The 24,149-nt window shown below is 59.0% G+C and carries 24 protein-coding genes; 16 read left to right on the forward strand and 8 right to left on the reverse strand.

Annotated features, from left to right (window positions below; translation table 11 throughout):
* Nucleotides 1-167 precede the first annotated feature (167 nt).
* The 4 genes from ACCD00_RS19395 to ACCD00_RS19410 all read left to right on the forward strand — a co-directional run bounded on the left by ACCD00_RS19395 (nt 168) and on the right by ACCD00_RS19410 (nt 2,815).
* A complete protein-coding gene (locus tag ACCD00_RS19395) occupies nt 168-1,121 on the forward strand; it encodes a diiron oxygenase (protein ID WP_413426957.1) in 954 nt (317 codons plus the stop codon).
* An 81-nt stretch (nt 1,122-1,202) separates the two neighbouring features.
* Nucleotides 1,203-1,625 carry an MAPEG family protein gene (locus tag ACCD00_RS19400; protein WP_413426959.1) on the forward strand — a complete coding sequence of 141 codons (423 nt, stop codon included), beginning with the start codon at nt 1,203-1,205 and terminating at the stop codon, nt 1,623-1,625.
* Between the two features lie 140 nt (nt 1,626-1,765).
* Nucleotides 1,766-2,056 (forward strand): hypothetical protein, encoded by a 291-nt coding sequence (locus ACCD00_RS19405; RefSeq protein ID WP_413426961.1) that lies wholly within the window; start codon nt 1,766-1,768, stop codon nt 2,054-2,056.
* A gap of 198 nt (nt 2,057-2,254) precedes the next feature.
* On the forward strand, nt 2,255-2,815 hold the full coding sequence (locus tag ACCD00_RS19410) for a magnesium transporter (RefSeq protein ID WP_413426963.1): 561 nt from the start codon (nt 2,255-2,257) through the stop codon (nt 2,813-2,815).
* A 32-nt stretch (nt 2,816-2,847) separates the two neighbouring features.
* Here ACCD00_RS19410 and ACCD00_RS19415 read toward each other — a convergent pair whose 3' ends face one another.
* Genes ACCD00_RS19415 through ACCD00_RS19435 form a run of 5 tightly spaced genes read right to left on the reverse strand, consistent with a single transcriptional unit; the run spans nt 2,848 to nt 7,891 of the window.
* On the reverse strand, nt 2,848-3,165 hold the full coding sequence (locus ACCD00_RS19415; protein WP_008017298.1) for a cytochrome C oxidase subunit IV family protein: 318 nt from the start codon (nt 3,163-3,165) through the stop codon (nt 2,848-2,850).
* A 13-nt stretch (nt 3,166-3,178) separates the two neighbouring features.
* The gene (locus ACCD00_RS19420) at nt 3,179-3,898 is read right to left on the reverse strand and encodes a heme-copper oxidase subunit III family protein (protein WP_413426966.1); all 720 of its coding nucleotides are present in this window, start codon (nt 3,896-3,898) and stop codon (nt 3,179-3,181) included.
* A gap of 6 nt (nt 3,899-3,904) precedes the next feature.
* Nucleotides 3,905-4,597, reverse strand: a complete 693-nt coding sequence (locus tag ACCD00_RS19425; protein WP_413426968.1) for a heme-copper oxidase subunit III — start codon at nt 4,595-4,597, stop codon at nt 3,905-3,907.
* Entirely contained in the window at nt 4,594-6,369 is a 1,776-nt protein-coding gene (gene ctaD / locus ACCD00_RS19430) for a cytochrome c oxidase subunit I (RefSeq protein WP_413427001.1), read from the reverse strand. The genes ACCD00_RS19425 and ctaD overlap by 4 nt, the downstream gene beginning before the upstream one ends.
* 49 nt (nt 6,370-6,418) lie before the next feature.
* On the reverse strand, nt 6,419-7,891 hold the full coding sequence (locus ACCD00_RS19435) for a c-type cytochrome (protein ID WP_413426970.1): 1,473 nt from the start codon (nt 7,889-7,891) through the stop codon (nt 6,419-6,421).
* Between the two features lie 316 nt (nt 7,892-8,207).
* On the opposite strand from ACCD00_RS19435, the gene ACCD00_RS19440 reads away from it, so the two are divergent.
* A complete protein-coding gene (locus tag ACCD00_RS19440; RefSeq protein WP_413426972.1) occupies nt 8,208-8,546 on the forward strand; it encodes a hypothetical protein in 339 nt (112 codons plus the stop codon).
* 16 nt (nt 8,547-8,562) lie between these two features.
* On the opposite strand, the gene ACCD00_RS19445 is transcribed toward ACCD00_RS19440, so the two are convergent.
* On the reverse strand, nt 8,563-9,318 hold the full coding sequence (locus ACCD00_RS19445) for a tetratricopeptide repeat protein (protein ID WP_413426973.1): 756 nt from the start codon (nt 9,316-9,318) through the stop codon (nt 8,563-8,565).
* Between the two features lie 304 nt (nt 9,319-9,622).
* Here ACCD00_RS19445 and ACCD00_RS19450 point away from each other — a divergent pair, with 304 nt between their 5' ends.
* Nucleotides 9,623-10,033 carry a hypothetical protein gene (locus tag ACCD00_RS19450; protein WP_413426975.1) on the forward strand — a complete coding sequence of 137 codons (411 nt, stop codon included), beginning with the start codon at nt 9,623-9,625 and terminating at the stop codon, nt 10,031-10,033.
* A 124-nt stretch (nt 10,034-10,157) separates the two neighbouring features.
* On the opposite strand, the gene ACCD00_RS19455 is transcribed toward ACCD00_RS19450, so the two are convergent.
* Nucleotides 10,158-11,114: a GlxA family transcriptional regulator gene (locus ACCD00_RS19455; protein ID WP_413426977.1), complete on the reverse strand. Its 957-nt coding sequence runs from the start codon at nt 11,112-11,114 to the stop codon at nt 10,158-10,160.
* 115 nt (nt 11,115-11,229) lie between these two features.
* On the opposite strand from ACCD00_RS19455, the gene ACCD00_RS19460 reads away from it, so the two are divergent.
* A complete protein-coding gene (locus ACCD00_RS19460) occupies nt 11,230-12,231 on the forward strand; it encodes an SLAC1 anion channel family protein (protein WP_413426979.1) in 1,002 nt (333 codons plus the stop codon).
* Between the two features lie 65 nt (nt 12,232-12,296).
* Nucleotides 12,297-12,614, forward strand: a complete 318-nt coding sequence (locus tag ACCD00_RS19465; protein ID WP_413426981.1) for a DMT family transporter — start codon at nt 12,297-12,299, stop codon at nt 12,612-12,614.
* Nucleotides 12,615-12,639: 25 nt separating this feature from the next.
* On the opposite strand, the gene ACCD00_RS19470 is transcribed toward ACCD00_RS19465, so the two are convergent.
* The gene (locus tag ACCD00_RS19470) at nt 12,640-13,107 is read right to left on the reverse strand and encodes a metallophosphoesterase family protein (RefSeq protein ID WP_413426983.1); all 468 of its coding nucleotides are present in this window, start codon (nt 13,105-13,107) and stop codon (nt 12,640-12,642) included.
* Between the two features lie 369 nt (nt 13,108-13,476).
* Between ACCD00_RS19470 and ACCD00_RS19475 the strand changes: the two genes are divergently transcribed.
* The 8 genes from ACCD00_RS19475 to ACCD00_RS19510 all read left to right on the forward strand — a co-directional run bounded on the left by ACCD00_RS19475 (nt 13,477) and on the right by ACCD00_RS19510 (nt 23,990).
* Nucleotides 13,477-14,346, forward strand: coding sequence for a GNAT family N-acetyltransferase (locus tag ACCD00_RS19475; protein ID WP_413426985.1), 870 nt, complete (start codon nt 13,477-13,479; stop codon nt 14,344-14,346).
* Nucleotides 14,346-15,275, forward strand: a complete 930-nt coding sequence (puuE, locus tag ACCD00_RS19480) for an allantoinase PuuE (protein ID WP_413426987.1) — start codon at nt 14,346-14,348, stop codon at nt 15,273-15,275. The genes ACCD00_RS19475 and puuE overlap by 1 nt, the downstream gene beginning before the upstream one ends.
* A gap of 203 nt (nt 15,276-15,478) precedes the next feature.
* A complete protein-coding gene (locus tag ACCD00_RS19485) occupies nt 15,479-18,868 on the forward strand; it encodes an Ig-like domain-containing protein (RefSeq protein ID WP_413426989.1) in 3,390 nt (1,129 codons plus the stop codon).
* A gap of 197 nt (nt 18,869-19,065) precedes the next feature.
* The gene (locus tag ACCD00_RS19490; RefSeq protein ID WP_413426991.1) at nt 19,066-20,478 is read left to right on the forward strand and encodes an NAD(P)-binding protein; all 1,413 of its coding nucleotides are present in this window, start codon (nt 19,066-19,068) and stop codon (nt 20,476-20,478) included.
* A 16-nt stretch (nt 20,479-20,494) separates the two neighbouring features.
* Nucleotides 20,495-21,454: an alpha/beta fold hydrolase gene (locus tag ACCD00_RS19495; protein WP_413426993.1), complete on the forward strand. Its 960-nt coding sequence runs from the start codon at nt 20,495-20,497 to the stop codon at nt 21,452-21,454.
* 146 nt (nt 21,455-21,600) lie between these two features.
* The gene (locus ACCD00_RS19500; protein WP_413426995.1) at nt 21,601-22,113 is read left to right on the forward strand and encodes a hypothetical protein; all 513 of its coding nucleotides are present in this window, start codon (nt 21,601-21,603) and stop codon (nt 22,111-22,113) included.
* A gap of 9 nt (nt 22,114-22,122) precedes the next feature.
* Nucleotides 22,123-23,028, forward strand: a complete 906-nt coding sequence (locus ACCD00_RS19505; protein ID WP_413426997.1) for a GGDEF domain-containing protein — start codon at nt 22,123-22,125, stop codon at nt 23,026-23,028.
* A 284-nt stretch (nt 23,029-23,312) separates the two neighbouring features.
* A complete protein-coding gene (locus tag ACCD00_RS19510) occupies nt 23,313-23,990 on the forward strand; it encodes a DUF3313 domain-containing protein (RefSeq protein ID WP_413426999.1) in 678 nt (225 codons plus the stop codon).
* Nucleotides 23,991-24,149 lie beyond the last annotated feature (159 nt).

The following is a 24,149-nucleotide window of genomic DNA, read 5'->3' on the forward strand; positions in this document are numbered from 1 at the left end:
GTAATCAGGCGCACCGGTCATTTGCCGCCTGAACCGCGAGCCCTAGATTAGCACCAGCGCGGACTCAGAGATCGAGACTGTTCCCAGAGGCTTCACCCAAGATCATTGGCTCCGGCGTCAACCGTAATTGCCCCACTCCAATTCAACCGGGGCAACAGGAGATCCACATGAACACCGTAGCTACCCTACCCGGCTCAGAGTCAGGCAACGCTGCCCGTTATGCGCGGATTGTCAGATCATCGGAAAAAAACCAATGGCAGATCGATCGCGATTTGCTACAGGACCGGCGTTTCGACTTCTCGCGCAAATTCCTGCCCGACGGACTGTCGCAGATCGATCGCCTGACTTTTCTCACCGCGGCCGAGGCACGCCTGCTCAGTCAGATTCAGGGCCGAACCTATGCGTATATCTTTGGCCTGGTGGAGCGCTTTATCAGTGCCAAAATGCTCGATCAGGGTCGGGCCCATGTATTTGACAATCAACTCGCACTCGAAGCGCTGGTGCGCTTTTCCAACGACGAGATCAAGCACCAGGCGTTGTTCCGGCGCATGGAGACGATGATCGGTTCGCAATTGCCCGCGGGCTATCGTCAAGTTGCCGATCCAAACGATGTAGCGCACGTGGTACTGGCGGCCAGCACCTGGTCGGTGCTGGCGCTGACCTGTCATATCGAGCTGTTCGTTCAGGCGCACTACGTACAGAGCATCGCACCACGCGAAGAGTTGTGCCCGCTGTTCAAGGATGTCTTCAAATTTCACTGGATGGATGAAAGCCGGCACGTCGTACTCGATGAACTGGAGTGGCAGGCGGAGCACGCGAAACTCTCGCCGGCCGAGCGCGACTCGGCGGTGAATGACCTGATTGCGCTGGTGGCGGCCGTCGACGCAATCCTGCTGGCACAGTCGGCATCCGATGCCGACTACTTCATGGGTAGTGTTTCACGATCGTTCAGTGCCGAGGAGACCGCGCAAATCAAGGTCGGTGTGCTGGGCGCCTACCGCTGGCAATACATTGTCTCGGGCGTGCAGCATCCACACTTTGGCCGGTTGCTGACGCACATGACAACGCCTGCACAGATGTCCAGGATTCAGACCGCACTGGCACCCATCATGCGCAATTGAACGACAGCGCGCGACCGACTGTTCGTTGGTCGCGCGACTGTGGGATGACTTGCCGATAATGATCTATCGAGGATGGCGGCCATGACCATACCGATGTGGATGTTGCTTGGGTTTGCGACCTGGACTTTGCTGCTGTTGATGGCAACCGTCGGCGTTTATCGCTGGGTCGCCATCCTGTTCTCGAGTGCTCCGATCGCCTCTTTCCGCAGCGATCAGCTCGAAGGCGCGGACTGGTACCAGCGCGGGACCAGGGCACACGCCAACTGTGTGGAAAACCTGCCTGTCTTTGCCGTCATCGTGTTCGTGATTTCCGCCCTTGATATCAACGGCCCGGCAGTGAACTACTTGTCCACGCTCATCCTGATCGCTCGCGTGTGCCAGTCGCTGGTTCACGTATCCCATGTGCAAACCAATGCGTTCGTCGCAGTCCGGTTTACCTTCTTTTGCGTTCAACTGGTCTGTTTTCTTGCGCTCATGGTTATCGCTGCGTATTACGGCGCATGAATACGAAAACGGCCACAAGTAGCCGGTGGTCGTTGCTTTCAGATTATCGCCGGCGTTTGGCTAAGCTTAATAAATCAGGGCGAACTGAAACCTGAGTGATTGCGGCCATCAACGGATCGGTAGTCCCAAAGGAGACGACCATGTATGCGGTTATACGAACCTACCTGGGTACTGGAGCAAAGGAGCTTTTCAATCTTTTGGAAGAACGCAATGTCGACATCGAAGCTACCTTGCGGACAGTGCCTGGTCTGGTCAGCTACACACTGTTGAATACGGGAGATGGTGGTACGTCGGTGACTGTTTGCGAGGACAAGGCCGGCAGTGATGCGAGCTCGAAAGTCGCGCGCGAGTGGATTCAGAAAAACACCTCGAATATCCGGGCGAACCCGCCGATCGTAACTGAAGGTCCGGTCATTGTGCAGATCAACTAGCGTGCCCTTGCGGTTGATCTCGCGACACTACCGGTGTCGCAAGTTGCCGACCGGCCCGCAGGCTGGCGAGTGCTATACTTCGCTCAGATTGCATGAAGTGTGAAACGTTTCCCCCAGTACAGATACCGACTACAAAATCCTGGTTAACGGCTGCCGGACAAAGGAGGTCTACAGCAAACTCTAGATCGGAGGTGTGGCATGAATCGACACTATTACATCAGTGACAATCTCAACGAACTTGAAACCGTTGAAAATGAATTGGAAGCCAGCGGCATCAATTCCGAACAGATTCATGTGTTCAGTGAGAAAGTTGCTGATGTTGAACAACATCACCTCCACGAGATCAGCTCGTTAATGGAACAGGATGCTGTTCACTCCGGTGAGATTGGTGCGGTGGTCGGTGTGCCACTCGCGGCGCTGGTCCTGCTTGGCGCCTATTGGATGGGCTGGACCGAGTCCGCCGCAGGCTGGATGCCCTTTATCTTCCTTGCCATTGTTGTTTTGGGCTTCTGCATCTGGGAAGGCGGCTTTTTCGGGTTCCAGGTGCCGAACACTCACTTTCGCAATTTCAGCCAGGTGGTAAAGGAAGGCAAACATATCTTCTTCGTGGATGTTGAACCGAACCAGGAGTCGATACTGGACCAGGTCATCGGACATCATCCAAAACTGAAGATCGCCGGCACGGGAGCGGCAGCCCCTCACTGGACAGTAGCCTGGCAGCACAAGTGGCATCAGTTCAAGCGAGTGATTTCGGGTTAGCTCCTGGAGACTCAAGGCCATCCGAAGGCGGCTTATTGACCGAAGAAAATGACCCGGCTGAGGAAAACATAATCCGCCTCAGTGGCCATCAGTCCGACGAGCACCAGTAAACACAAAGGTGGGACCAATATCGCGTAGACCATGGCCAACCGCTCCCAGGCCATGTGCATGAAGATGGAGACAATCAAACCCGCCTTCAACAACATGAACGTGATAATCAGGAACCACCGAAGGTAGCCATGGAAGTGGAAATAGTCGACAAGGTACGACATCGTACTGAGGACGAATAACAGCCCCCAGATCTTGAGGTACAGACTGATTGGATGTTGCTGACCCTGAGCATGTGCCATCACCCGTGCTCCTCTACCACAAATAGAAGAAAGCAAAAATAAACACCCACACCAAATCCACGAAGTGCCAGTAAAGCCCCGCTATCTCGACGTTCTGATAATTTCCGGAGCGCTCATAATCTCCGCGCAATACTTTGCGCGCCACAATGCTGAGGTAGAGCGCGCCGATTGACACGTGCAGTCCGTGAAATCCGGTGATCATGAAAAAGCTGGCGCCAAATTGCGCCGCCCCCATGGGGTTCCCCCAGGGGCGCACCCCTTCTGCGATGAGCTTGCTCCATTCAAATGCCTGCATGCTGACGAAGGTCACGCCCAAGGCCGCGGTCGCCAGCATCAGGGCCGTGGTTTTCGCGCGATCACGGCGATAGGCGAAGTTGACTGCCATGGCCATGGTGCCGCTGCTACTGATCAGCACAAAGGTCATGATGGCAATCAGAATAAGTGGAATTTCCGTGCCGCCGATGGTCAAGGCGAACACTTCACTGGGGTTCGGCCAGGCGGTGGTGATGGTCATGCGTACCGACATGTAGCCGGTCAGAAAACAGGTGAATATAAACGTGTCGCTGAGCAGGAATATCCACATCATCGCCTTGCCCCAGTGGACCTGCTTGAAGGCGTCTTTATCCGAGGACCAGTCGCTGGCGATGCCCTCCCATCCCGATGCAGGTGGCGAGCCTGGCGGATTGGATGAACTGGTCTCGACTTGGGCTTGGGCTTGCAGGTGCGATGCCATGGCTTTTCACCTCAGGCCGCAGAATCTGGCGATGGCTTCATAGGTTTGCGGCGTGCTGGTCAGCAGCGCGAACAGCACAAACCAGAGACCCAACAGGTAATGCCAATAGATGGCACAGAGCTCTATGCTGGCGCTGAGTTGCGGCAACGGCACATGACGCAGGAATTTGGCGACGGTCCTGGCCCAGGCAATCAACCCGCCCAACAGGTGGAAGCCGTGCACGCCGGTCAACAGGTAGAAGAAACTGTTGGCCGGATTGCTGGCGACAAAGTAACCCCAGGCGACAAACTGCTGCCAGACCCAGAGCTGCCCCGCCAGAAAGGCAATGGTAAATCCTCCCCCCAATACAAAGCCGATGACCGTGGCGTCCATTCGAGCCTTGCGGGCAGCCATGCGCGACCACTGCAGTGCGATGCAGCTCAATACCAGGAAAGCCGAATTCACCCACAGCTGCCATGGATTGGCCAGCGGCGCCATGGGTTCTGTCAGGGGTAGCCAGTCGACCATTTGTGAGCGGGCGATAAAGGCGAGCAGAAACAGAAAAAATAACGAACTGACCACCACCAGAAACAAGCGCAGGCCAAACCTTGCGATTTGGCTTCTATCGCCGCCCTCGCCGGCCTGAATGCCCTCGGGATCGCGATTCCAGCTACCGCCGGGGTCAGCACCGTCGGCGTTTCTCAGTAGCAGTCTGTTCATGTTTTAACGTCCGCTATTTTGGTTCCGGCACTGAGTTGGCGCATTTGCTCCAGTTCCTCGGCGGAGACCGTTTGCGGCACGAAATCCTGCTCTATCCCCGGCACGCTGTAGTCATAGGCCCAGCGATGCACCACCGGCAGCTTCGCGCCCCAGTTACCGTGTACCGGTGGGGTGTCCGGCGTTTGCCATTCCAGGCTAGCCGCGCCCCAGGGGTTACTGCCTGCGGGTCTGCCTTTGAATACGCTCCAGGCCAGGTTGAACACAAACAGCAATTGGGAAACGCCGACGGTCAGTGCGACCACCGTAATGAAGGCATTCAACTCTTGCGCCGACTGCGGGATGAACGCGTAGTTTTCATAGGCGTAGTAACGGCGTGGCATGCCCTGGAAACCCAGGTAGTGCATGGGAAAGAAAATGGCGTAGGTGCCCAGGAAGGTAATCCAGAAATGCAGCTTGCCCAGGATGTCGTTGGTCATGCGCCCGGTTATTTTCGGAAACCAGTGGTAGATGCCGCCGAACACCACCAGTACCGGTGCGACGCCCATGACCATATGGAAATGGGCCACGACGAAATAGGTGTCCGAGAGCGGTATGTCCACGATCACATTGCCGAGAAACAAGCCGGTCAGACCGCCGACCAGGAAGGTCACGATAAAGGCCAGGGCAAACAGCATTGGCACGGTCAGATGGATGTCGCCGCGCCACAGGGTCAGTACCCAGTTATAGACTTTCAGCGCGGTCGGCACCGCGATGATCAAGGTGGTGACGGCGAAGAAAAAGCCGAAGTACGGATTCATTCCGCTGACATACATATGGTGTGCCCAGACCACAAAACTGAGTACGCCAATCGCAATGATGGCCCACACCATCATTCGGTAACCGAAGATGTTTTTACGCGCATGGGTGCTGATCAAGTCCGAGACCAGGCCAAACGCCGGGAGAGCAACGATGTACACCTCCGGGTGGCCGAAGAACCAGAACAGGTGCTGGAACAATATCGGGCTGCCACCCTGGTGATCGAGCTGCTGCCCCAGCGAAATCATCGCCGGCATGAAGAAGCTGGTGCCCAACAGCTTGTCGAACAGCATCATCACTGCGCTGACAAACAACGCCGGGAAGGCCAGCAAGGCCATGATCGAGGCCATGAAGATTCCCCAGACCGAGAGCGGCATGCGAAACAAGGTCATGCCGTGGGTGCGCGCCTGCAAGACAGTGGTGACGTAGTTCAACCCGCCCATGGTGGCGGCGACAATAAAAATCGCCAGTGAGACGAGCATCAGCACGATGCCCCACTCGACCCCCGGTGTCCCCCGGGCGATGGACTGTGGCGGGTAGAGCGTCCAGCCGGAACCTGTGGGGCCGCCAGGGACAAAGAAACTGGAGAGCAACACCACTACCGCCACCAGGTAGAACCAGTAGCTGAGCATGTTGACATAGGGGAAGACCATGTCGCGGGCGCCGACCATCAGCGGGATCAGATAGTTGCCGAAGCCCCCCAGAAACAGGGCCGTCAGCAAGTAAATGACCATGATCATGCCGTGCATGGTCATCGCCTGATAGTAAGTACTGGCATCCATGAACGCCAAACTGCCGGGGAAACCGATCTGCATGCGCATCAAGCCGGACAACACTACGGCGATAAGCCCCACGAACAAAGCCGTCAGGGAATACTGAATGGCTATGACCTTGTGGTCCTGACTCCAGACATATTTGGTCAGGAAACTCTTGGGCTCGTGCAGTGCTTCTGTATCGGCTTGCTCCGCATAGGCCATCACGTCATCCTCCTGTCGAAGTTTCAGTGTATTGCTGGCTGCTTTACGGCTACTTCCCTGGCTCCGCCTTGCTTGCATCAGCGTTGGCATTCGCTTTGGACTTGATAAAAGCGATCAGCGCGTCCAGCTCCTTGTCGCTCGGTTTCAAGGCCGGCATGACGGCTGCGTAACCCTTGACGACTTTGACAGCAGGTTCAAGAACCGATTCCTTTAAATAACCCTCGTCGACCTTGACGCTCGTATCGTCGGCAAGGGTTTCGGTCTTGCCATACAGGCCCTGCCAGCTGGGGCCGACGCCCTTGTTGCCATCGACACTGTGGCAGGCCAGACAGCCAAGCGACCCGGCCAGCCGCTGTCCCTGCGCCACCAGGTCTTCACCCGGGCCCGATGCTTCGCCAACAGTGGCTTCATCGCCCTGGCGCGCAGCACCCAGTGATTTGATCAGGGCGACGAGCGCGCCCAGTTCATCGTCAGAGAGAGTATAGGCCACCATGACCGGCGGGTAGCCCTTTACCAGGCGGGCCTTCGGATCGAGAATCGACTCTTTCAGGTAGGCCTCATCGACCTGTACGCTGGAGCCATCGGCCAGCTGTTCAGTGCGGCCGTACAGTCCCTTCCATCCAGGGCCAAGACTGGTACTGCCATCCTGGCTATGACAGGCACCGCAACCGTATTTGTCGACCAGCAAGCGGCCTTTTTCCAACAGGCTGTCCCTTCCAGGCCTGGCAGCTGTGGCCAATGTCTGCGCAAACGTCGGTTGGCCTTTCAGCCATTGATCGAAGACGCCCTGTTCTTCCACGATCATATGGCCGCGCATGTTGTAATGACCTACGCCACAAAACTCAGCGCAAAGGGTTTCGTACTTTCCGGTCTTGGTCGGCGTAAACCAAAAGTACGACACCATTCCTGGCACCATGTCCATCTTGCTGCGAATTTGCGGTACATAGAAATCGTGCAGAACATCTTTGGAACGCAGTAAGACTTTCACCGGCCGATCGAGCGGAAGGTGAACTTCATTATTCATGACAAGCACGTCGTCCTGCCCTGCAGGATCCTTGGGATCAAGGCCGAGAGGATTGGTGGAATCAACAAACTTGATATCCGATTTGCCCAGCTTTGCGTCCTGACCGGCAAAACGAAAGGCCCACTGCCACTGCTGGGCGACCACTTCAAGTTCATAGGCATTTTTCGGTACCCGGATGAAATCATCGTAAACAACCAGGCCTGGCGCCAACATCCCGGCAATGCCTATCGAGGTAACGATGATCAACCATAATTCCAGCTTTTTGTTTTCTGGCTGGTAGGCCGCCCGGGCACCCTCCTTGTGACGAAACCGCATCACCGCGACTGCCATGAATACGACGATGGCAATGAAGAATATTCCGCTGATGATCAGAGTGATGAACAGGGTGGTGTCTATGGACCCCCAGTTGGATGCGGCCGGTGTCGCATGCCAGGGCGCGAATATGTGGAATAGCACTGATGCAATAACGATTAGTACCAGGATAATTGCTATTGCCATTTGCTCTTCATCCTATTCCTGATGTTCATTGGTTATGCAAAAGCATCGCCACTGACATCCAAGCAGGCCAGACAAATACCACCCGTCCGGGCGGTAAAGTCAGTAAGGAGTATAGAGCCATCGGCTTGTACCGTGAGGTTGGCAAGGGAGTTCCGGTTGCCAGCTATACTTGAATCCTGATGACGGACGGCAGCGATCGGCCAGAAGCGACCACAAAGTGCGAACCCTGCCCTTGTACAGTCGTCAAACATGAGTGATCGCAATGAACAGGGACGATAGTTAATAGAGTCCAGCAATCCACATGGGAGGTTTCGTCATGAGTGCACTGACGATCGCAGGCTGGTGCAAGCCCAGCCCCGACCAGAAGTCCATCCCGATCGGTGAGATCCATTTTTACGTCGACGGCCCTCTCCATGTCCGTCTGGAGGAGGCCGAAGAGCGCTTGCAGCAGTCCCACGAGCGTGAAGCCATGGTCGATGTCGATATGGATACGATGGAATTGATCATGCCCGAGGGATACGCGCCCTTGTCCGACTGTCAGATGCGTGTCTATCTGCACCACGAACGCGGTCAGTTTCACCTGGTCGGGCACCGTGCGAGCGATGGCAGCCTGGTCTATACCAACGCAGTGTTGATCGATCAGTTGATTGAATAGCGGCTCACCCGCAGCCTCAACCGTGCAGCAGAAAGGCTCCCGGCGGAACCCGATGTCGCAGCTTCTTGCAGCGACCGGGTGCCGGCTGATGCCCGGGCGGGCGATCGGGAAACCAGATCCGGCATTTCCCCGGAGGCGGCAAATGGCCGCGGGGAATCACAACCTCATCGTACGCGGGCGCTGGCGCAACGGAAGCCATTTGCACTGCTTCTTCAGGCTGTGGTTTGTCAGCCGTCGGCGAAACCGATGCCCACGCAGCCTTTACCCGATCAAAAATGCCAGCTTGTTGCCCAGTGTCCGCAGCGGGTTGTTCAACAGGCGCCATCTGTGCTTCCTGGATCTGCTCATCCTGCCCCTTCTGTACTGCAACCTGGCCCTCTCTGGCTTGGGGTGGGGTATTCGAAGCCCGGGCCTGCTGGGCCGCCTGGATCAATTGGAAGTTGCGGTTGCGTAACTCGACGTTGCCACCAACCTGCACATTCGAGCGCAGCGCCAATGTTTCAGCCTGTTGGTACTGCCCCTGCTGAAGGCGCAACACACCGAGGTAATGCAGCGTCGCGGGATTGTTCGGCTGAATATGCAGGGCACGCTCCAGCGTGGCAGCAGCCTGGTCCAGCTGGCCATTTTCATACTGCCGCGAGGCCGTTTCGATCAGGGTGGTAGAGGCGCGGTTACTTTGCGTGGGCGCGATTCGCTCGCCAGCAATGGAACAATGCGACGCGACGGCGCAGAGCACCAGGAGGAGACCGGGGAGAAAACTCTTGGTTGGCATCAGGGGGTGGACTCGACTGATCTCGGCCGGCACTGCCCGAAAACAGGCCACCAGCGCTGCTCGGCTTCTGCGATACAGGGCCCCTATTGACCTGGCCCGTGCCCTGAAGTTCCCGCTGTAAAGGCCGTCGCGACCAATACCTCAAAGGCGCTAAACACTCGGGGCCATCGGCTATTTAAACAGCGGCTTTCTAGAACTTTTCCCTGTTTATCGGTCTATGTGGATAGGCACTTCCGTCCGGCAGGCGCAAACCTGCAGGTGGATGGCCACACGTCCAATTGTCAATCAGAGGTTGTCTTCGTTCATGAAATTCCATGACCCACGGATGGTGCTCTTCGGCCTGTTCGCGCTCGCGGCAGTGGGCTCGGCATCAGCAACACAAATGAAGACCGCAACCCCTGTTGTCGCACCTGAAGTCGCAGTCGTTCAGGCTCCGGTCAAGGCTGCCGACAACCCTTGGCCGACCTTGGCCAACATGGCCGGCAAGCAGCCAGGGCCGATGTTGGCCCATGACGACCGATACTGGCATAACGGCCGTTGGCACTATCGCAGAGATGATTGGCGAAGAGACGATTGGCGCCGAGACGAGTGGCGTAGAGAGCAGTGGCGCAGAGAGCAGGCCCGCCGCGAAGCCGAACGCCATCGTTATTGGGAGCGCCACCAGGATCGGGACATGCGGTACCGCTACGAGGACGATCGCCGCTACTATCGCTAGTTGCCAAGCCACGCCTGCACCACTCGTCCTGCATACACAGAACGAGTGGTGCATCGACCGATGAGAAGCTGACATCAGGTACCGAAGTGCCTGATGACGTTTTGACGATGAGCCCCCTTCCCCGTCACCCAGTTGAAAACCGCTTGCGATAATCACTCGGCCCCACCCCGAGACGCCGCATGAAGGCCCTTCTGAACCCATCCGTATTTGCATAGCCGACGGTATCGGCCAAGCGCTTGAGTGATACGTCCGAATCCTCGATCAGCCGCCTGGCCGCATCGATGCGGGCCAGTTCGACAAACTCGGCCGGCGTCGAGCCGGCTTCGGCCTTGAACGTGCGGGCAAAGTTGCGTTCGCTCATGCCGGCGCGGGCGGCCAGGGTCGGTACGCTCAAGTCGGCCTTCAGGTGCTGCACGACATACTCCTGCACATCCCTTATCACACTGCGCTCGGCGGTTTGCGCTGCCAGTTGCGCGCTGAACTGTGATTGCCCGCCTGGTCGCTTGAAGAACATCACCATTTCACGGGCAACGCTGAGCGCCAGCTCCCTGCCGTGATCCTCTTCGACAAGCGCCAGGGCCAGGTCCATGCCGGCCGTGACGCCCGCCGAGGTGTAAAGGTTGCCGTCCTTGATGAAAATGCTATCGGGGTCGACGTGGGCCTGGGGATGTTCCCTTGCGAGTTTCGCGCTGGAATTCCAGTGAGTGGTGACACGGCGCCCGTCGAGCAAGCCTGCGGCGGCCAGCAGGAAGGCGCCGCTGCAGACTGAGCCGATACGGCGCACTGATTTCGCCTGTTGGCGCAGCCATTCCTGCAGTGCGGGGTTCAGGGCAATTTCGTCGATGTACGGGCTGCCGGCCACGAGCAACGTGTCAATCCGGCCTTTACAGGTTTCGAAGGTCTCGTCGATGCCGAGCTTCAGACCGCTTGAGCCCTTGATCATCCCTTTGTCGGTCCCGATGACTTCGACCCGGTAGGCACGTGGATTGCCAAGTTGCCTGGCGGCCTCGGCGAAGACGTCTGCCGGACCGACCACATCCAGCAGCTGCACGCGGGGGAAGGCCAGGAGGGTTATGCGCATGATGTCTGTCCTCGTCGAATCATTGGCTGAATACGTCGTAACTGCACTATTTCAGCCAACAGCTGCTTGGCTGAAAATAGCTCCAACAGCAAATTCAGTCAAACGGGAGACTGCCATGAACACTGCATACACCCCCAACATCGCTGCAGCTCAATCAGTATCGACCAGCAAGACATCCATCAAGAACCTGCCCATCAATCTGTTCGGTTCAGTCATGGGCTTGGCCGGCCTGGGCCTCGCCTGGCGCTTGAGTGGTCAGCATTACGGCGTCGGTGGCATGTTGGGTGAAGCGATTGGCGCGTTTGCCGGCCTGGTATTCGTGTTGCTGACGCTGGGCTATCTGAGCAAATGGGTGAAGCATCCCGAAGCGGTACGGGCCGAATTCAACCATCCGGTCGCCAGCAACTTTTTCGGCACCGTCACCATCGCCCTGCTGCTGCTTTCCGCAGTGGCAGCGCCCCACAGTCAACTGCTTGGACAGGCACTCTGGATACTGGGCAGCGTATTGACCGTGTTGCTTGCCGGCCTGGTGGTTTCGCGCCTGTTGTCGGGCGGTCACGATCAACTCAATGCCGTACCCGCCTGGTTGATCCCGGGCGTAGCCACCCTCGACATCGCGGTAACCGGTGCGCACATGCCCATGGCCTGGGCTGCGGAGTTCAACCTGTTTGCGCTTGCCGTGGGTGCGGTGCTGGCACTGGTTTTCTTTACCCGGATCTTTTCGCGGCTGGTGCATCAGGCCGCTCTGGCCAAAGGCATGGTGCCTTCACTGATGGTCTTGATTGCACCATTTGAAGTGGGTTTCCTGGCGTACACCAACGTGTTCGGCGAGATCGACCGGTTTGCCAGCGTGTTGTTCTACTTCGGCCTGTTCCTGTTCGTGGTACTGAGCTTCAAAGTGTTCCGTCGCGATGTGCCTTTTGCCCCTTCGTGGTGGGCAATCAGCTTTCCCATCGCAGCCCTGAGCAATGCTGCGCTGAAGTATGCCCATGCCCAGGACAGCACGTTGCTGATGGCTATCGCGGCAGTGATCTTGCTGTTCCTCACAGTGGCCCTGCTTGTGTTGACCGTGAAGACCCTGGCCAGTCTGTTCAGCGGCAAACTGTTGGCCAACTGACGTTTACCTCCCTTTGGCGAGCCTTGACCGGCTCGCTTTTTTTTTGCCAACACAGGTCTTGTCGAATGACTTACACCACATCCTGGTTACTGCTGATTGTCGCCGGCTTTCTGGAGATCGCCTTTGCGGTTGGATTGAAATGCGCAAATGGCCTGGATCGACCCTGGATCCTCGCCGGCACCTTAGTAGCATTGGCCAGCAGTTTGTATTTGTTGACGATGGCATTGCGGGTCCTGCCCGTGGGCACCGCCTACGCGGTCTGGACCGGTATCGGCGCTGCCGGTACGGCCATCGTCGGCATGTATTGGCTCGGTGACGGGGTTTCGCTTTGGCGGTTGTTCTGGGTCGGCTTGATTCTGCTGAGCGTGAACGGGCTGCGCTGATTCAAATCACGAAGGGTTCAACCCATTACGGGGATGACTCCAACAGATCAATCAACCGAGGCTCGATTGAAGTCGCCGATACCTCAAGCAGCGCCAGCGTCACCGGAAGCTTGAAGCGTCGTCGCCCCGCGCTACCGGGATTGACAAACAATCGCTCCCCACGCCATTCGATGCGTGGCTGGTGGGAGTGGCCGGTGATCACCAGCTGTACGCCTGCCTCCAGTTCGACCGGGACATCGGCAATGTCATGCACCAACAACGCCTGCCAACCGTTGATGTCGAAACGCAGAAGATCAGGGAGATGCCCTGCCCATGCAAGGTCTTGATCATTGTTCCCGCGCACGACGTGCAGGGGTGCAATAGCGGCCAGTCGATCAAGGACTTCCGGGGCACCGATGTCGCCGGCATGAATGATTCGCTCGCACCCCTGCAGGGCGGCAAGCGCTTCGGGACGGAGCAAGCCGTGGGTATCGGAAATCACGCCAACTTTCATGCAAGCTCCAGGACGAATACAGGAATCTGCCACAGTGTAACGGGCCGAATGCCTTCGACGCGCAGGATCTCCCACGCACATGACGACGGTGGTGCCATCGAACCACGCCACTACTGTAGGAGCGAGCTTGCTCGCGATGGTCGCTAACGATGCCGCGTGTTTACTGACTAAACGCAGCGCCCTTAAGTCCATCGCGAGCAAGCTCGCTCCTACAGAATCCTTGACTGAACAGTATTGCGCTCAATGGCGACGAGCATATTCTGCAGGTGGTGCGACGATCTGGATCAATACCCGGGTTGAAGCTATACCGAAAGGGTTCAGAGTGGGGATGGACCACACGCTCGATTAGCGACTGAGGAGAACTTCGCGGTGTCCAATCAACTGGTCATACGCAACATGACCCGTCCCGAGCTGGACGAACTCGTCGGTTGGGCCGCCCGTGAGGGTTGGAATCCCGGCCTTCACGATGCCGAGCTGTTCTGGGCTACGGACCCTGCCGCCTTCATCGCAGCGTCCCGGAGCGGCGAATTGATCGGCGGCGGTGCCATCACCTCCTACAATGGCGAATTCGGTTTCATGGGTTTTTTCATCGTCCGGCCTGAATATCGCGGTCAAGGTCTGGGCAATACCCTGTGGCACGCACGCCGCGAGCGACTCCTCGCCCGCCTGCGCCCAGGCGCGAGCATCGGCATGGACGGCGTCTTCGCGATGCAGGACTACTACGCCAAGGGTGGTTTCGTCTTTTCCCATCGCAACATGCGTTTTCGTGCCGAGATCACCGAACACCCGGCGACCTCGCAGGCAGGCGAGGACATCGTCCCGTTGGCCACCTTCCCGTTCGATCAGGTTGTCGATTACGACCGCACCTGTTTCCCCGCCGCGCGCGCAACCTTCCTGAGCGGCTGGATAGCCCAGGCCGACGCACTTGCCGTGGGTTGCCGGCGCGAGGGCAGGCTAAGCGGCTATGGCGTAGCAAGGCGCTGCCGGGAAGGCTGCAAGATCGGCCCCTTGTTCGCCGATGACGCCCTGGCAGCCAATGCCCTCTACGCGCGCCTGGCGGGATTTGCAGCAGGTGGCCCGTTGTTTCTCGATGCCCCGGAGAATAACCCCGCCGCAATGGCGCTTGTGCGCCAACAGGGCATGATCGAGGTTTTCGGCTGCGCACGCATGTACCTCGGCCCTCCTCCGGCGATCGCGCACGAACGTGTGTTCGGCGTCACGACTTTCGAGCTGGGCTGATGGCCGCTCGCGACCTCATCGGATATGGCGGCTGCCCACCCCACCCGCGATGGCCCGGTGAGGCGCGCGTCGCGGTCCAGTTCGTCCTCAACATCGAAGAGGGCGCGGAATCATGCATCCTCAATGGCGATGCACAGTCGGAGGCCTGGCTGCACGAGCTACCGGGCCGTCCGCCGCGTGTGGGCGAACCGGACTTGAGCGTCGAGGGCATGTACGAATACGGGTCGCGCGCAGGGGTGTGGCGCATTCTGCAGCTGTTCAGCGCCCGAGGCCTGCCGCTGACCGCCTTCGCCGTCGGCCGGGCACTGGAACTCACCCCGGCGATTGGCCATGCGCTCTGCGCCGCCGGGCATGAGATTGCCGGGCACGGCTACCGTTGGCTGGACTATCGCGACATGCCTGAAGACCAGGAGCGGCGCCATATCCGCCTGACCCTCGACGTGATCGAGCAGATCTGCGGTAAACGCCCCGTAGGCTGGTACACAGGAAGGGTCAGCCAGAACACCCGCCGCCTGTTGCGTGAGGAAGGCGGGTTTCTCTATAGCTCGGACGCCTACAACGATGATCTGCCCTATTGGCTCCCGGGCTCACCCGCCCACCTGGTGATCCCTTACACACTGGTCAACAACGACGCCCGCTATCTGCTGCCGAACGGTTTCGCCTGCGGCGAAGACTTCTTCCAGCTGCTCAAGGATGCTTTCGACCTGCTGTGGCAAGAAGGCGCGCAACACCCGAAGATGATGAGCGTCGGCCTGCATGGGCGGATCAGTGGCCATCCCGGTCGTGCGATGGCGCTGGCGCGCTTTCTCGATTACGTGCAAGGCCACGACGCGGTGTGGATCTGCCGGCGCGAAGAGATTGCCAGGCACTGGATAGGCCAATTCCCCCGCGTGAGCGGTACATGCAAATCCACCAAAAGCGGTCGGTGAAACAGCGCCGCTACTTTCCCCACAAATGGGGTACTTCACCCACCCCCGCTTCACCCGTCTGTAACGCTCAGAACAACTTGTTAATTTATTTGAATTTTTCCTTCGCCCGGGTGATGGCTCATTAGTTGCACCCCGCCCCTTATGCCCGCAACACCTGTCGTCCCGGACATGGAGACGGTGGAGCATCAGCGGAGGGGTGAAAAATGAAAAGCGCGACACCACCATGCGATTCCTTCGGCCGGCTGCGCAAATCAAGCCTGCCTTGTGCGATGCTCCTGTCCCTGGCCACGGCAGACGCCGCACCGCTGGACGATGTCAGCCAGCCGCCACCGACCGACCCCTCGGCGTTTACCAACTCGCCGCCCGACCCCAAGGCCGCGGTGGATGCCATACGGGCCATGCTACCCGCCAACCAGGGCGCCATCGCCCTGCCCAATGGCGCTTTTGGCACCCGCACCACGCCAACGGCCGACAACGTGCTGCCGCCAGCCCTGCAGACATCCTTCAAGATCCCCACCAATGGCAAGCCCAGCCCATTGTTCGGAGCGCAGCCGTACACCCAGCAACTGCTGCTGTTCGAAGAATTCGGCACGGAGAAACTCGACCCGACACTGCCGGCCCCTCCCCTGACCTTCCCGGTTCCGCTCGTCGGCCCGGCGCCCACGCAGGACCCCAACAACATCGCCCGCAGCGGTCCTTCGGCCGCGGCGCTGGAAGCCTTCATGCGCCAGCCGGGGCTGTACCCGTTTCCGTCGCAGTATTCCAACGTGCTGGACCGCAACCCGTGGAAAGCGCAGATCGAAGCCTTCCTCAACCGCCATCCGGTCGGCTCGCCGGCCGAAGGTCGTCCGCCAGGAAAAGGCTGGTCGCACCAGCGCTGGAACGAGTTCTACCCGCAGGTCGCCTTCAAGACCGCTCAAGCGGGCGCCAAGCTCAACGGCGGCATGCGCGACCGCCGCCAGTTGCACAACTACGCTGTCGGCGAGTTCGGGCCTGGCGGGCTCTACAACCAGACCTCGGATGCTCCGGTCATCGCAGGCACCACCAAAGGCATCGACACCCGCTTCCACCCCAACATGCCGATCCAGAACCACAAGGCGCTCTGGACCTTCGACGGCACCTTTCCGCCAAAACTGCTGATGGTGCGTTACGGCCAACCGGTGCTGATGCGTCACTACAACGCCCTGCCGATCGATCCGTCGGCCAACATGGGGTTTGGCCTGCACACCCTCAGCACCCATGAACACAACGGCCACTCCCCGGCCGAAAGCGACGGCTATGCCAATGCATTTTTCTTTCCGGGGCAGTACTACGACTATCGCTGGCCGATACAACTGGCCGGCTACGACAGCATCAACACCAACGCTCAGGATCCGCGCGCGGCGTTCCCCTGCGCCCCGGGCGAAACCCTGTTCGTCAACGATGCCACTCCGGGCCTGAAGACGTGCAACAACGGCAGCATCAAGATTCGTGGCGACTGGCGCGAAACCATGAGCACCCACTGGTTCCATGACCACATGCTCGATTTCACCGCGCAGAACGTCTACAAGGGCAACGCGACGATGATGAACTACTACAGCGCCCTGGATCGTGGCAACGAAGCGCTGCAAGACGGTGTCAACCTGCGCCTGCCCAGCGGTTCGGCGCTGCCCTGGGGCAACCGTGACTATGACGTCAACCTGCTGGTGGCCGACAAGGCCTGGGATCAGAACGGCCAGCTGTGGTTCAACCCGTTCAACACCGACGGCTTCCTCGGCGACCAGATCCTGGTCAACTGGCAGTACCAGCCACGCCTGAACGTGCGCGCGCGCAGCTATCGTTTCCGCATTCTCAACGGCTCGGTCTCGCGCTTCTTCAGGATCGCGCTGGTGCGTGAAGTCGCCGGCAGCGGTGGCGAATTCCCCGGCCCGGCAGGTTCCGGCGTGTCTTACACCCGCGTGCCGTTCCACATGATCGGCAACGACGGCAACCTTATGGAACACGCGGTGCCGTTCGATGGCAGCATGGATCTGGACGGCGACGGCGATGTGCAGGACCACAACGCCATCCTGCCCACCCAGGGCATTGCCGAGCGGTTCGACATCATCGTCAACTTCGCGAAAAACGGGATCAGGACCGGCGACAAGCTGTACTTCGTCAACCTGATGGAGCACCAGAACGGCAAGGGTCCGGAGAGTACTCCACTGAGCCTGGCCGATGTCCTGTCCGGGAAGTACAAGGCGGTGCTCAAGCTGGGCAGCAAAGGGCTGGAATGGGACGCCGGCGACCCGGTGGTGGGCAAGTTCCTGCAGATGGTGGTCCAGCCTTATGCCGGCCAGGACGTGAGCATGAACCCCGCCGACTACGAACCCGCCAAACCGGGTAAACCGGTCGGCAAGGTCATGATCCCGCTGACGATCAACCGCGACGATCCGGCAATGCAGGCCAAACTGAAACTGGCACGCCATCGCGAATTCACTTTCGGTCGCTCCGACGGCACCGACGAACAACCCTGGACGATCAAGACCGACGGCGGTTTCGGCTTCCAGATGGACCCTCGAATCATCAGCGCCGCTCCGCAACTGGCCAACGGCCCGACCGATGCCGGGTTCTCTGGCGACGGCACCCTGGAAGTGTGGAAAATCAGGAACGGCGGCAACGGTTGGAGCCACCCGGTGCACGTGCATTTCGAAGAAGGCATCGTCCTCAATCGAGACGGCAAGGCACCGCCGGAATGGGAAAAATGGGCACGCAAGGACGTCTATCTCATTGGCCAGGGCATCGACAGCTCGGTGGACGTGGACATCGCCATCCGCTTCCGCGAATTCGCCGGGACCTACATGGAGCACTGCCACAACACCCAGCACGAGGACACCTCCATGCTGCTGCGCTGGGATGTCGAGCACCCGGGCCAGTTCCAGCTTATGCCAACGCCCCTGCCCGGCTGGGACGGCGTCACCTACGTAAACTCCGCCGCGCTGCCGACTTTCCGCACTGGCGATAAACGTGACAATAACGACGGCGATAACATAAAACCGCTTGCCAACCCCGACAGCGCCATCAGCAACAACGGCCAACCGGTGACCATCAACGTCCTGGCCAACGACACCGACCCTGACGGTAACGTGCCGCTTAAAGTGGTGGGCCTGGCACAACCGGACTCCGGCAAGGGTACGGTCAGCACCGATGGTCTGCGCGTGATCTACACACCACCGGCCACGGTCCCCGCGCCGTTCACCGCGACCTTTACCTATCAGGCCGCCGATGCCAAGGGGGCGGAGTCGGCACCGACGACGGTGTCCGTGGCGGTCTCGGCGGCGGTCGCCGAGAACCTGATCGTCACCAGCGCTACCGTCACCGCCCGCAGCAACAGCCGCTACTACTGGGTCCTGTCCGGCACCACCTCGCGTGGCACGGGCAATACCATCACGGCGACTGCCACGACCACCTCAGGTCCAGTGAGCCTTGGCGCCGCCACCCTGACGCCGACGGCGGCAGGCGCGCGCTGGCAGATAGCGGTGACGACCACCGGCAGTGGCCCGGCGCCTGGCGCGACGGTGACCGTTCAGTCGGCCTTCGGCAAAACCGTGACGGTGCCGATAGCGGCGCGTTGAGTGACAACGGGTTAAATTAAATCCGGGCCGCGTAGCTGGATGCTTCTTCGTGCATGCCGATTTGAGCCAGGACATTCAGGCTGCAGCCATTAACTCCATTGGTTATGTGGGTGAGGAGCATTCGTTCTATTGCACACGGCATCGCTGGCTAATCTACTGAGGTTGAGGGGCGGCAACCTTCAGGAAGGTGCAACCATATGGACGCAAATCCGATCGAAACCGACTACCTGATCATCGGTGCTGGCGCGACGGCCATGGCTTTCGTCGATACGCTACTCGAGGAAACGAATGCACGCATCGTGATAGTGGATCGACACGAACGGCCTGGTGGTCACTGGAATGATGCCTACCCCTTCGTCCGCTTGCACCAGCCCTCGACCTGCTATGGCGTCAACTCACGCGAACTGGGCAGCGGAACGAAAGACACGACGGCACTGAACGAGGGCTTGTATGAGCTGGCCTCCAGTGCCGAGGTGGTGAGTTACTTCGACCAGGTGATGAATCAGCGGTTTCTGCCGTCAGGTCGAGTCCGTTATTTCCCCATGTGCAACTACACCGGCGACCGCCTTGACGACCACCGGTTTACCTCGCTGGTCAGCGGCGTAAACCATCAGGTCCGGGTGCACAAAAAGGTGGTAGACGCCACCCATGCGCAGACAGCAGTTCCCTCGACCCACCCGCCCAGGTACAAGGTGGAACCCGGCGTGCAATGCGTGCCGCTGAACGACTTGCCGAAAATCCGGCACCCATACTCCAGCTACGTAGTGGTGGGCTCGGGCAAGACCGGGATCGACGCTTGCCTGTGGTTGCTGCAAAACGGTGTTGCGCCCGCAACAATCTGCTGGATCATGCCGAACGATCCGTGGTTGATCGACCGGGCCAACATGCAACCCGGCCTCGACAACTTCGAACGAACAATCGGCGGTGTCACGGCACAGTTCGAGGCCATCGCAGCCGCAGACTCGATCCCGGACCTGTTCTCCAGGCTCGAGGCGGCGGGCCAGCTCCTGCGCCTGGACAAGTCCGTCGAACCCACTGCCTACCGCTGCGCCACCGTCACACAGGCGGAATTACGCGAGCTTCGACGCATCGACAACATTGTGCGTCTGGGGAGAGTGCGAGTGATCGAGCCAACGCGCATCGTGCTCGAGCAGGGCAACATCGCCACGAGCCCAAGTGCCCTGCACATCGATTGCAGCGCCAGTGCCATCCCGACACTCCCTGAAATGAAGGTGTTCGACGGCGGCAAGATCAACCTGTTGATGGTCAGCAGCTGCCAACCCGTGTTCAGCGCGGCCTTGATCGCCTATGTGGAAAGCCACCTGGTCGATCAAGCGCAAATGAACTCGCTGTGCATGATGGTCCCCCCGCCTCACGTCCCCACGGACTGGATCAGAATCTGGGCGGTCTACCTGGGTAACCAGCTACGCTGGGGAGAGCATGACGGCCTTAACCGCTGGATCAGGCAGTCGCGCTTGTACTTCATGACGGCGGTGGTCAGGGGTTTGCAAGAAACCGACACCGAAAAACTGGCACAGCTGCATCGGCTCTCTGTCGGCAGGCAGCAGGCTCTGGCGAGTTTGCCACGGTTGCTGGGGGCCATCGCTTGAATCGCAGGAAGCGCACATGAACGAGCCACACCTCGAACTGCTCGATATCAATGGCATCCGCATGCAGATCGCAACGCAAGGTTGTGGCCCGCTGGTCTTGCTATGCCACGGTTTCCCGGAGCTTTGGTACTCGTGGCGTAACCAGCTTGCTGCGCTGGCGGCCGCTGGCTACAGAGCGGTCGCGCCCGACATGCGTGGCTATGGCGGCACAGATGCACCGGCCGAACCCGACGCCTACACCATGCTGCACCTGGTAGGCGACATGGTCGAGCTGGTCCACGCACTCGGCGAACAGCAAGCCGTCATCGTCGGCCATGACTGGGGCGCGCAGGTGGCCTGGAGCACAGCAATGATGCGGCCCGATCTGTTCCGCGCCGTGGTCGGCATGAGCGTTCCCTTCTCGCCACCGGGGCGCGTGGAGCTCCTCGGCGCGCTTGCCTCGCGGGGCATCCGTGACTTCTACATCCAGTATTTCCAGACGCCGGGTGTGGCCGAGGCCGAACTGGAAAGGGACGTCGAGTCGTCGATCCGGCGCATCTACTTCAATGGCTCGGGTGACGGGCCCGATTGGCCGGTGTTCGGCCAGCTGCAGCCGGGCCAGGGCTTCCTGGGGGCGATGATCGAACCCAAAACCCTGCCAGCCTGGCTAAGCCTTGAGGATATTGCCTGCTACACCCGCGAATTCACCCGCAGCGGATTTCGCGGCGGCCTGAACTGGTACCGCAACATGACGCGTTCATGGGCACTGCTGGCACCCTGGCGTGGTTGCATTATCCGGCAGCCGTCGATGTTCATTGCCGGCAGCCGCGACGGCGTGCTGAAGTTTGCGGGCTCCCCGCGGCAGATCGAAGCCTTCGCGCAGACACTGCCGCAACTGCGCGGGTGTCATATCCTCGAAGGTGCCGGCCACTGGATACAGCAAGAGCGCGCGACAGAGGTCAATGAGCTGCTGCTGGGCTTCCTGAAAAAACTCTGATCCGCAGGTTGAATTCTTATCCATAATTGAAATGCCGCAGATCGCTCCATCCCATGTTTGCGTAGTGATGCGAGAGACTGTTGGCATGCAGGCGGCTTCAACACCCGACCGGTGTTGGCTATGCGGATTTAAAACTGGAGGGAACCATGAGCAATCTCATCGCCACCGACGAGTCACCTGTAGCCGTTCGCCTCATGGTCAAGGTTTACGCCTACTTGCTGCTCGCAGGGTTTGCGTTCGTTCCGGCCTATCTGATTGGCTACTTGTACTTTTTCCAGGACCCCACGCTTGTATTCGAGAATCACCTGTTCCATGTAATCGCGATCATCACAGCCACCCTGGCGGGCTCGTTTGTCACTTACGTAACGTGGCGCTGCTATCAGTCATCGGGGGATCCGCTGCTACGATGGATGACGCTTGGTTTCCTCGGGTTTGTACTGATCTACGCGTTGCATGGTGCGTTCACAGGGCTTGCACACCACAATATCTGGCTCTTCCTGCTTTATGGACCAGCCTCTCGACTGGTCATGTCGATTCTGCTGTTGGTCGGAATGCTGTCGTACCACCGCCCACCTGATGCCGCGGACCAACGAATGAAGGCCCACCCGTGGCTGACCTGGATAGGACTGTTCCTGCTGGTTGACCTGGCAGTGGCGTAAGTCGCGAACTTGCCGATCGCCGGCAATCTCGCGGTGCGCCTCTCCATGGAGGGTGGCGCCCTCGTTCTTTCCGCATTGACCGCGGCCATACTTCTGTTGCGCCGTATCCGTTCGCCGCTGATGATAATTTTCATCATCTCGGTCACCGCGTTCGCGCTGTCATCTCTTGCCTTCATCCTTGCGCGTCCGTGGAACCATATGTGGTGGCTCGCTCATGCGATCTTCGCCGGTGGATTCTTCATGCTGAGCTATGGGGTGGTGCAAGCGTTCCTCACCACGCGGTCGTTTTCGAAGATCTACAGCCAAGAGGAATTGATGGTGCGTCTTGCCGAAGCGATGGCGTATGCCGAGAGCGCTCTGCAGGAACTCCAGCGCACCAATCAGGAACTCGGGCACCTTGCGGCGACCGATCCACTGACCGGCGCTGAAAATCGGCGTCGCTTCATGGAGCGGGTCGACGTCGAAATTGGCCGGACCAAACGCGGCGGTGCGCCGTTCTCCGTGTTGGCACTCGATCTGGATAATTTCAAGTCCATCAACGATCGCTTCGGGCACCAGGTTGGCGATGACATCCTGAAGAGTTTCGTGGAGAAATGCCTGGATTCGATTCGGCCGTATGACGGCGTAGCCCGAGTGGGCGGGGAAGAATTCATGATACTGCTGCCCCAGACTTCACTTGAAGGCGCGCACGAAATCGCCGAGCGTCTGCGAAGCACCGTTGCAAATAGTTCTTTTCATGGCCTGCAGCGCTCAACCGTGGTCACGGTGAGCATCGGCGTATCGCAATCCGGTCGCGACGGCGACACCATCGAGGCAATTCTGCGCACAGCCGATCAACGCCTGTATCACGCTAAACACGAAGGCCGTAACCGAGTGGTCACCACCTTCAAAACCAGCCTCCAGCCTCTGCCCTGACCATCGTCGCGAAGCCGTTGCCTGGCAGCGCCGTATCGGGCAGCAATCGCAGCGTTACGAAACCTGACGTATTGCCACAGGGCCACCTATGCTTTGGATCAGGACACCGACATCAGTTGGACAAAGATCTTGCCCGGTTACATGCCGGTGGAGCATTCCCGGTCCACAATGGGCAATCCAATCTCCGGTCAGTTCGACAACACCTGGATTCAAGCTTGAAACATGGCATTGCGTTTCTGGTTTTCTGTTGACGGAACACGACTTGATCCTGGAGTGAACCCAACATGACCTTGGCCCATAAAGTGTTTGTCGGCGTCGCACTAGTCTGCCTGCTACTCGGCGGCTGCACCTCCCAGGTCACTGAGCGCGAGCAGTACTCCGGCTTCCTGTCCAACTACAACAACCTGGAAGAAGTGACCACTGCCACCGGTGAGAAGACACTGCGCTGGGTAAGCCCGTCGTGGAACCCGAATGCGTACGACACCATAGCGTTCAGAACGCTGGAGTTTTATCCCGCGCCGAAACCCAATGAGCAGGTCAATCAGCAGACGCTGGCCGATTTGCAGGATTTCATGTCCAGAAAGGCCAAACTCGTGCTGGGCCGCAAATACCAGAGGGTGTCTAACGCGGCCGCTGCACCGGCCGGGTCACACCCCCTGATCCTGCGTGCGGCGATCACCGGCGTCAGCGCTTCGAACGAGGGCATGAAGTGGTATGAAGTGATGCCGATCGCAGCCGTTGTCGGAGCGACACAGGCAGCCACCGGTCACCGGGATCAAGACACCAATCTGTTCATCGAAGCCGAATTCATTGACGCGAGAACCCATCAGACAATGGCCAAAGTGGTGCGCAAGGTATTCGGCAGCCAGCTAGAGAACGAGAGTCAGCAAATCACCACCAAAGACTTTAAAACCGCTATCGAAAAATTGAATACCGATCTCTGGACGTTCGTCCACAGTTGAACTGACTCTTTGGATCAGTTGCGGCCTCTCACGAAGGGCAACTGTCGGTAGTGGATTCAACCGGTCGTGGCAGGCAACAATCGGCTGTGGATTCAACCGGTCGATGCAACACAACTAAATTCTGTGTGAGCAGAAGGAGTGTTGCAGATGAAGCAGAGA

The sequence above is a fragment of the Pseudomonas sp. Pseusp3 genome, from assembly GCF_047304225.1.
Lineage (GTDB): Bacteria > Pseudomonadota > Gammaproteobacteria > Pseudomonadales > Pseudomonadaceae > Aquipseudomonas > Aquipseudomonas fluorescens_CD.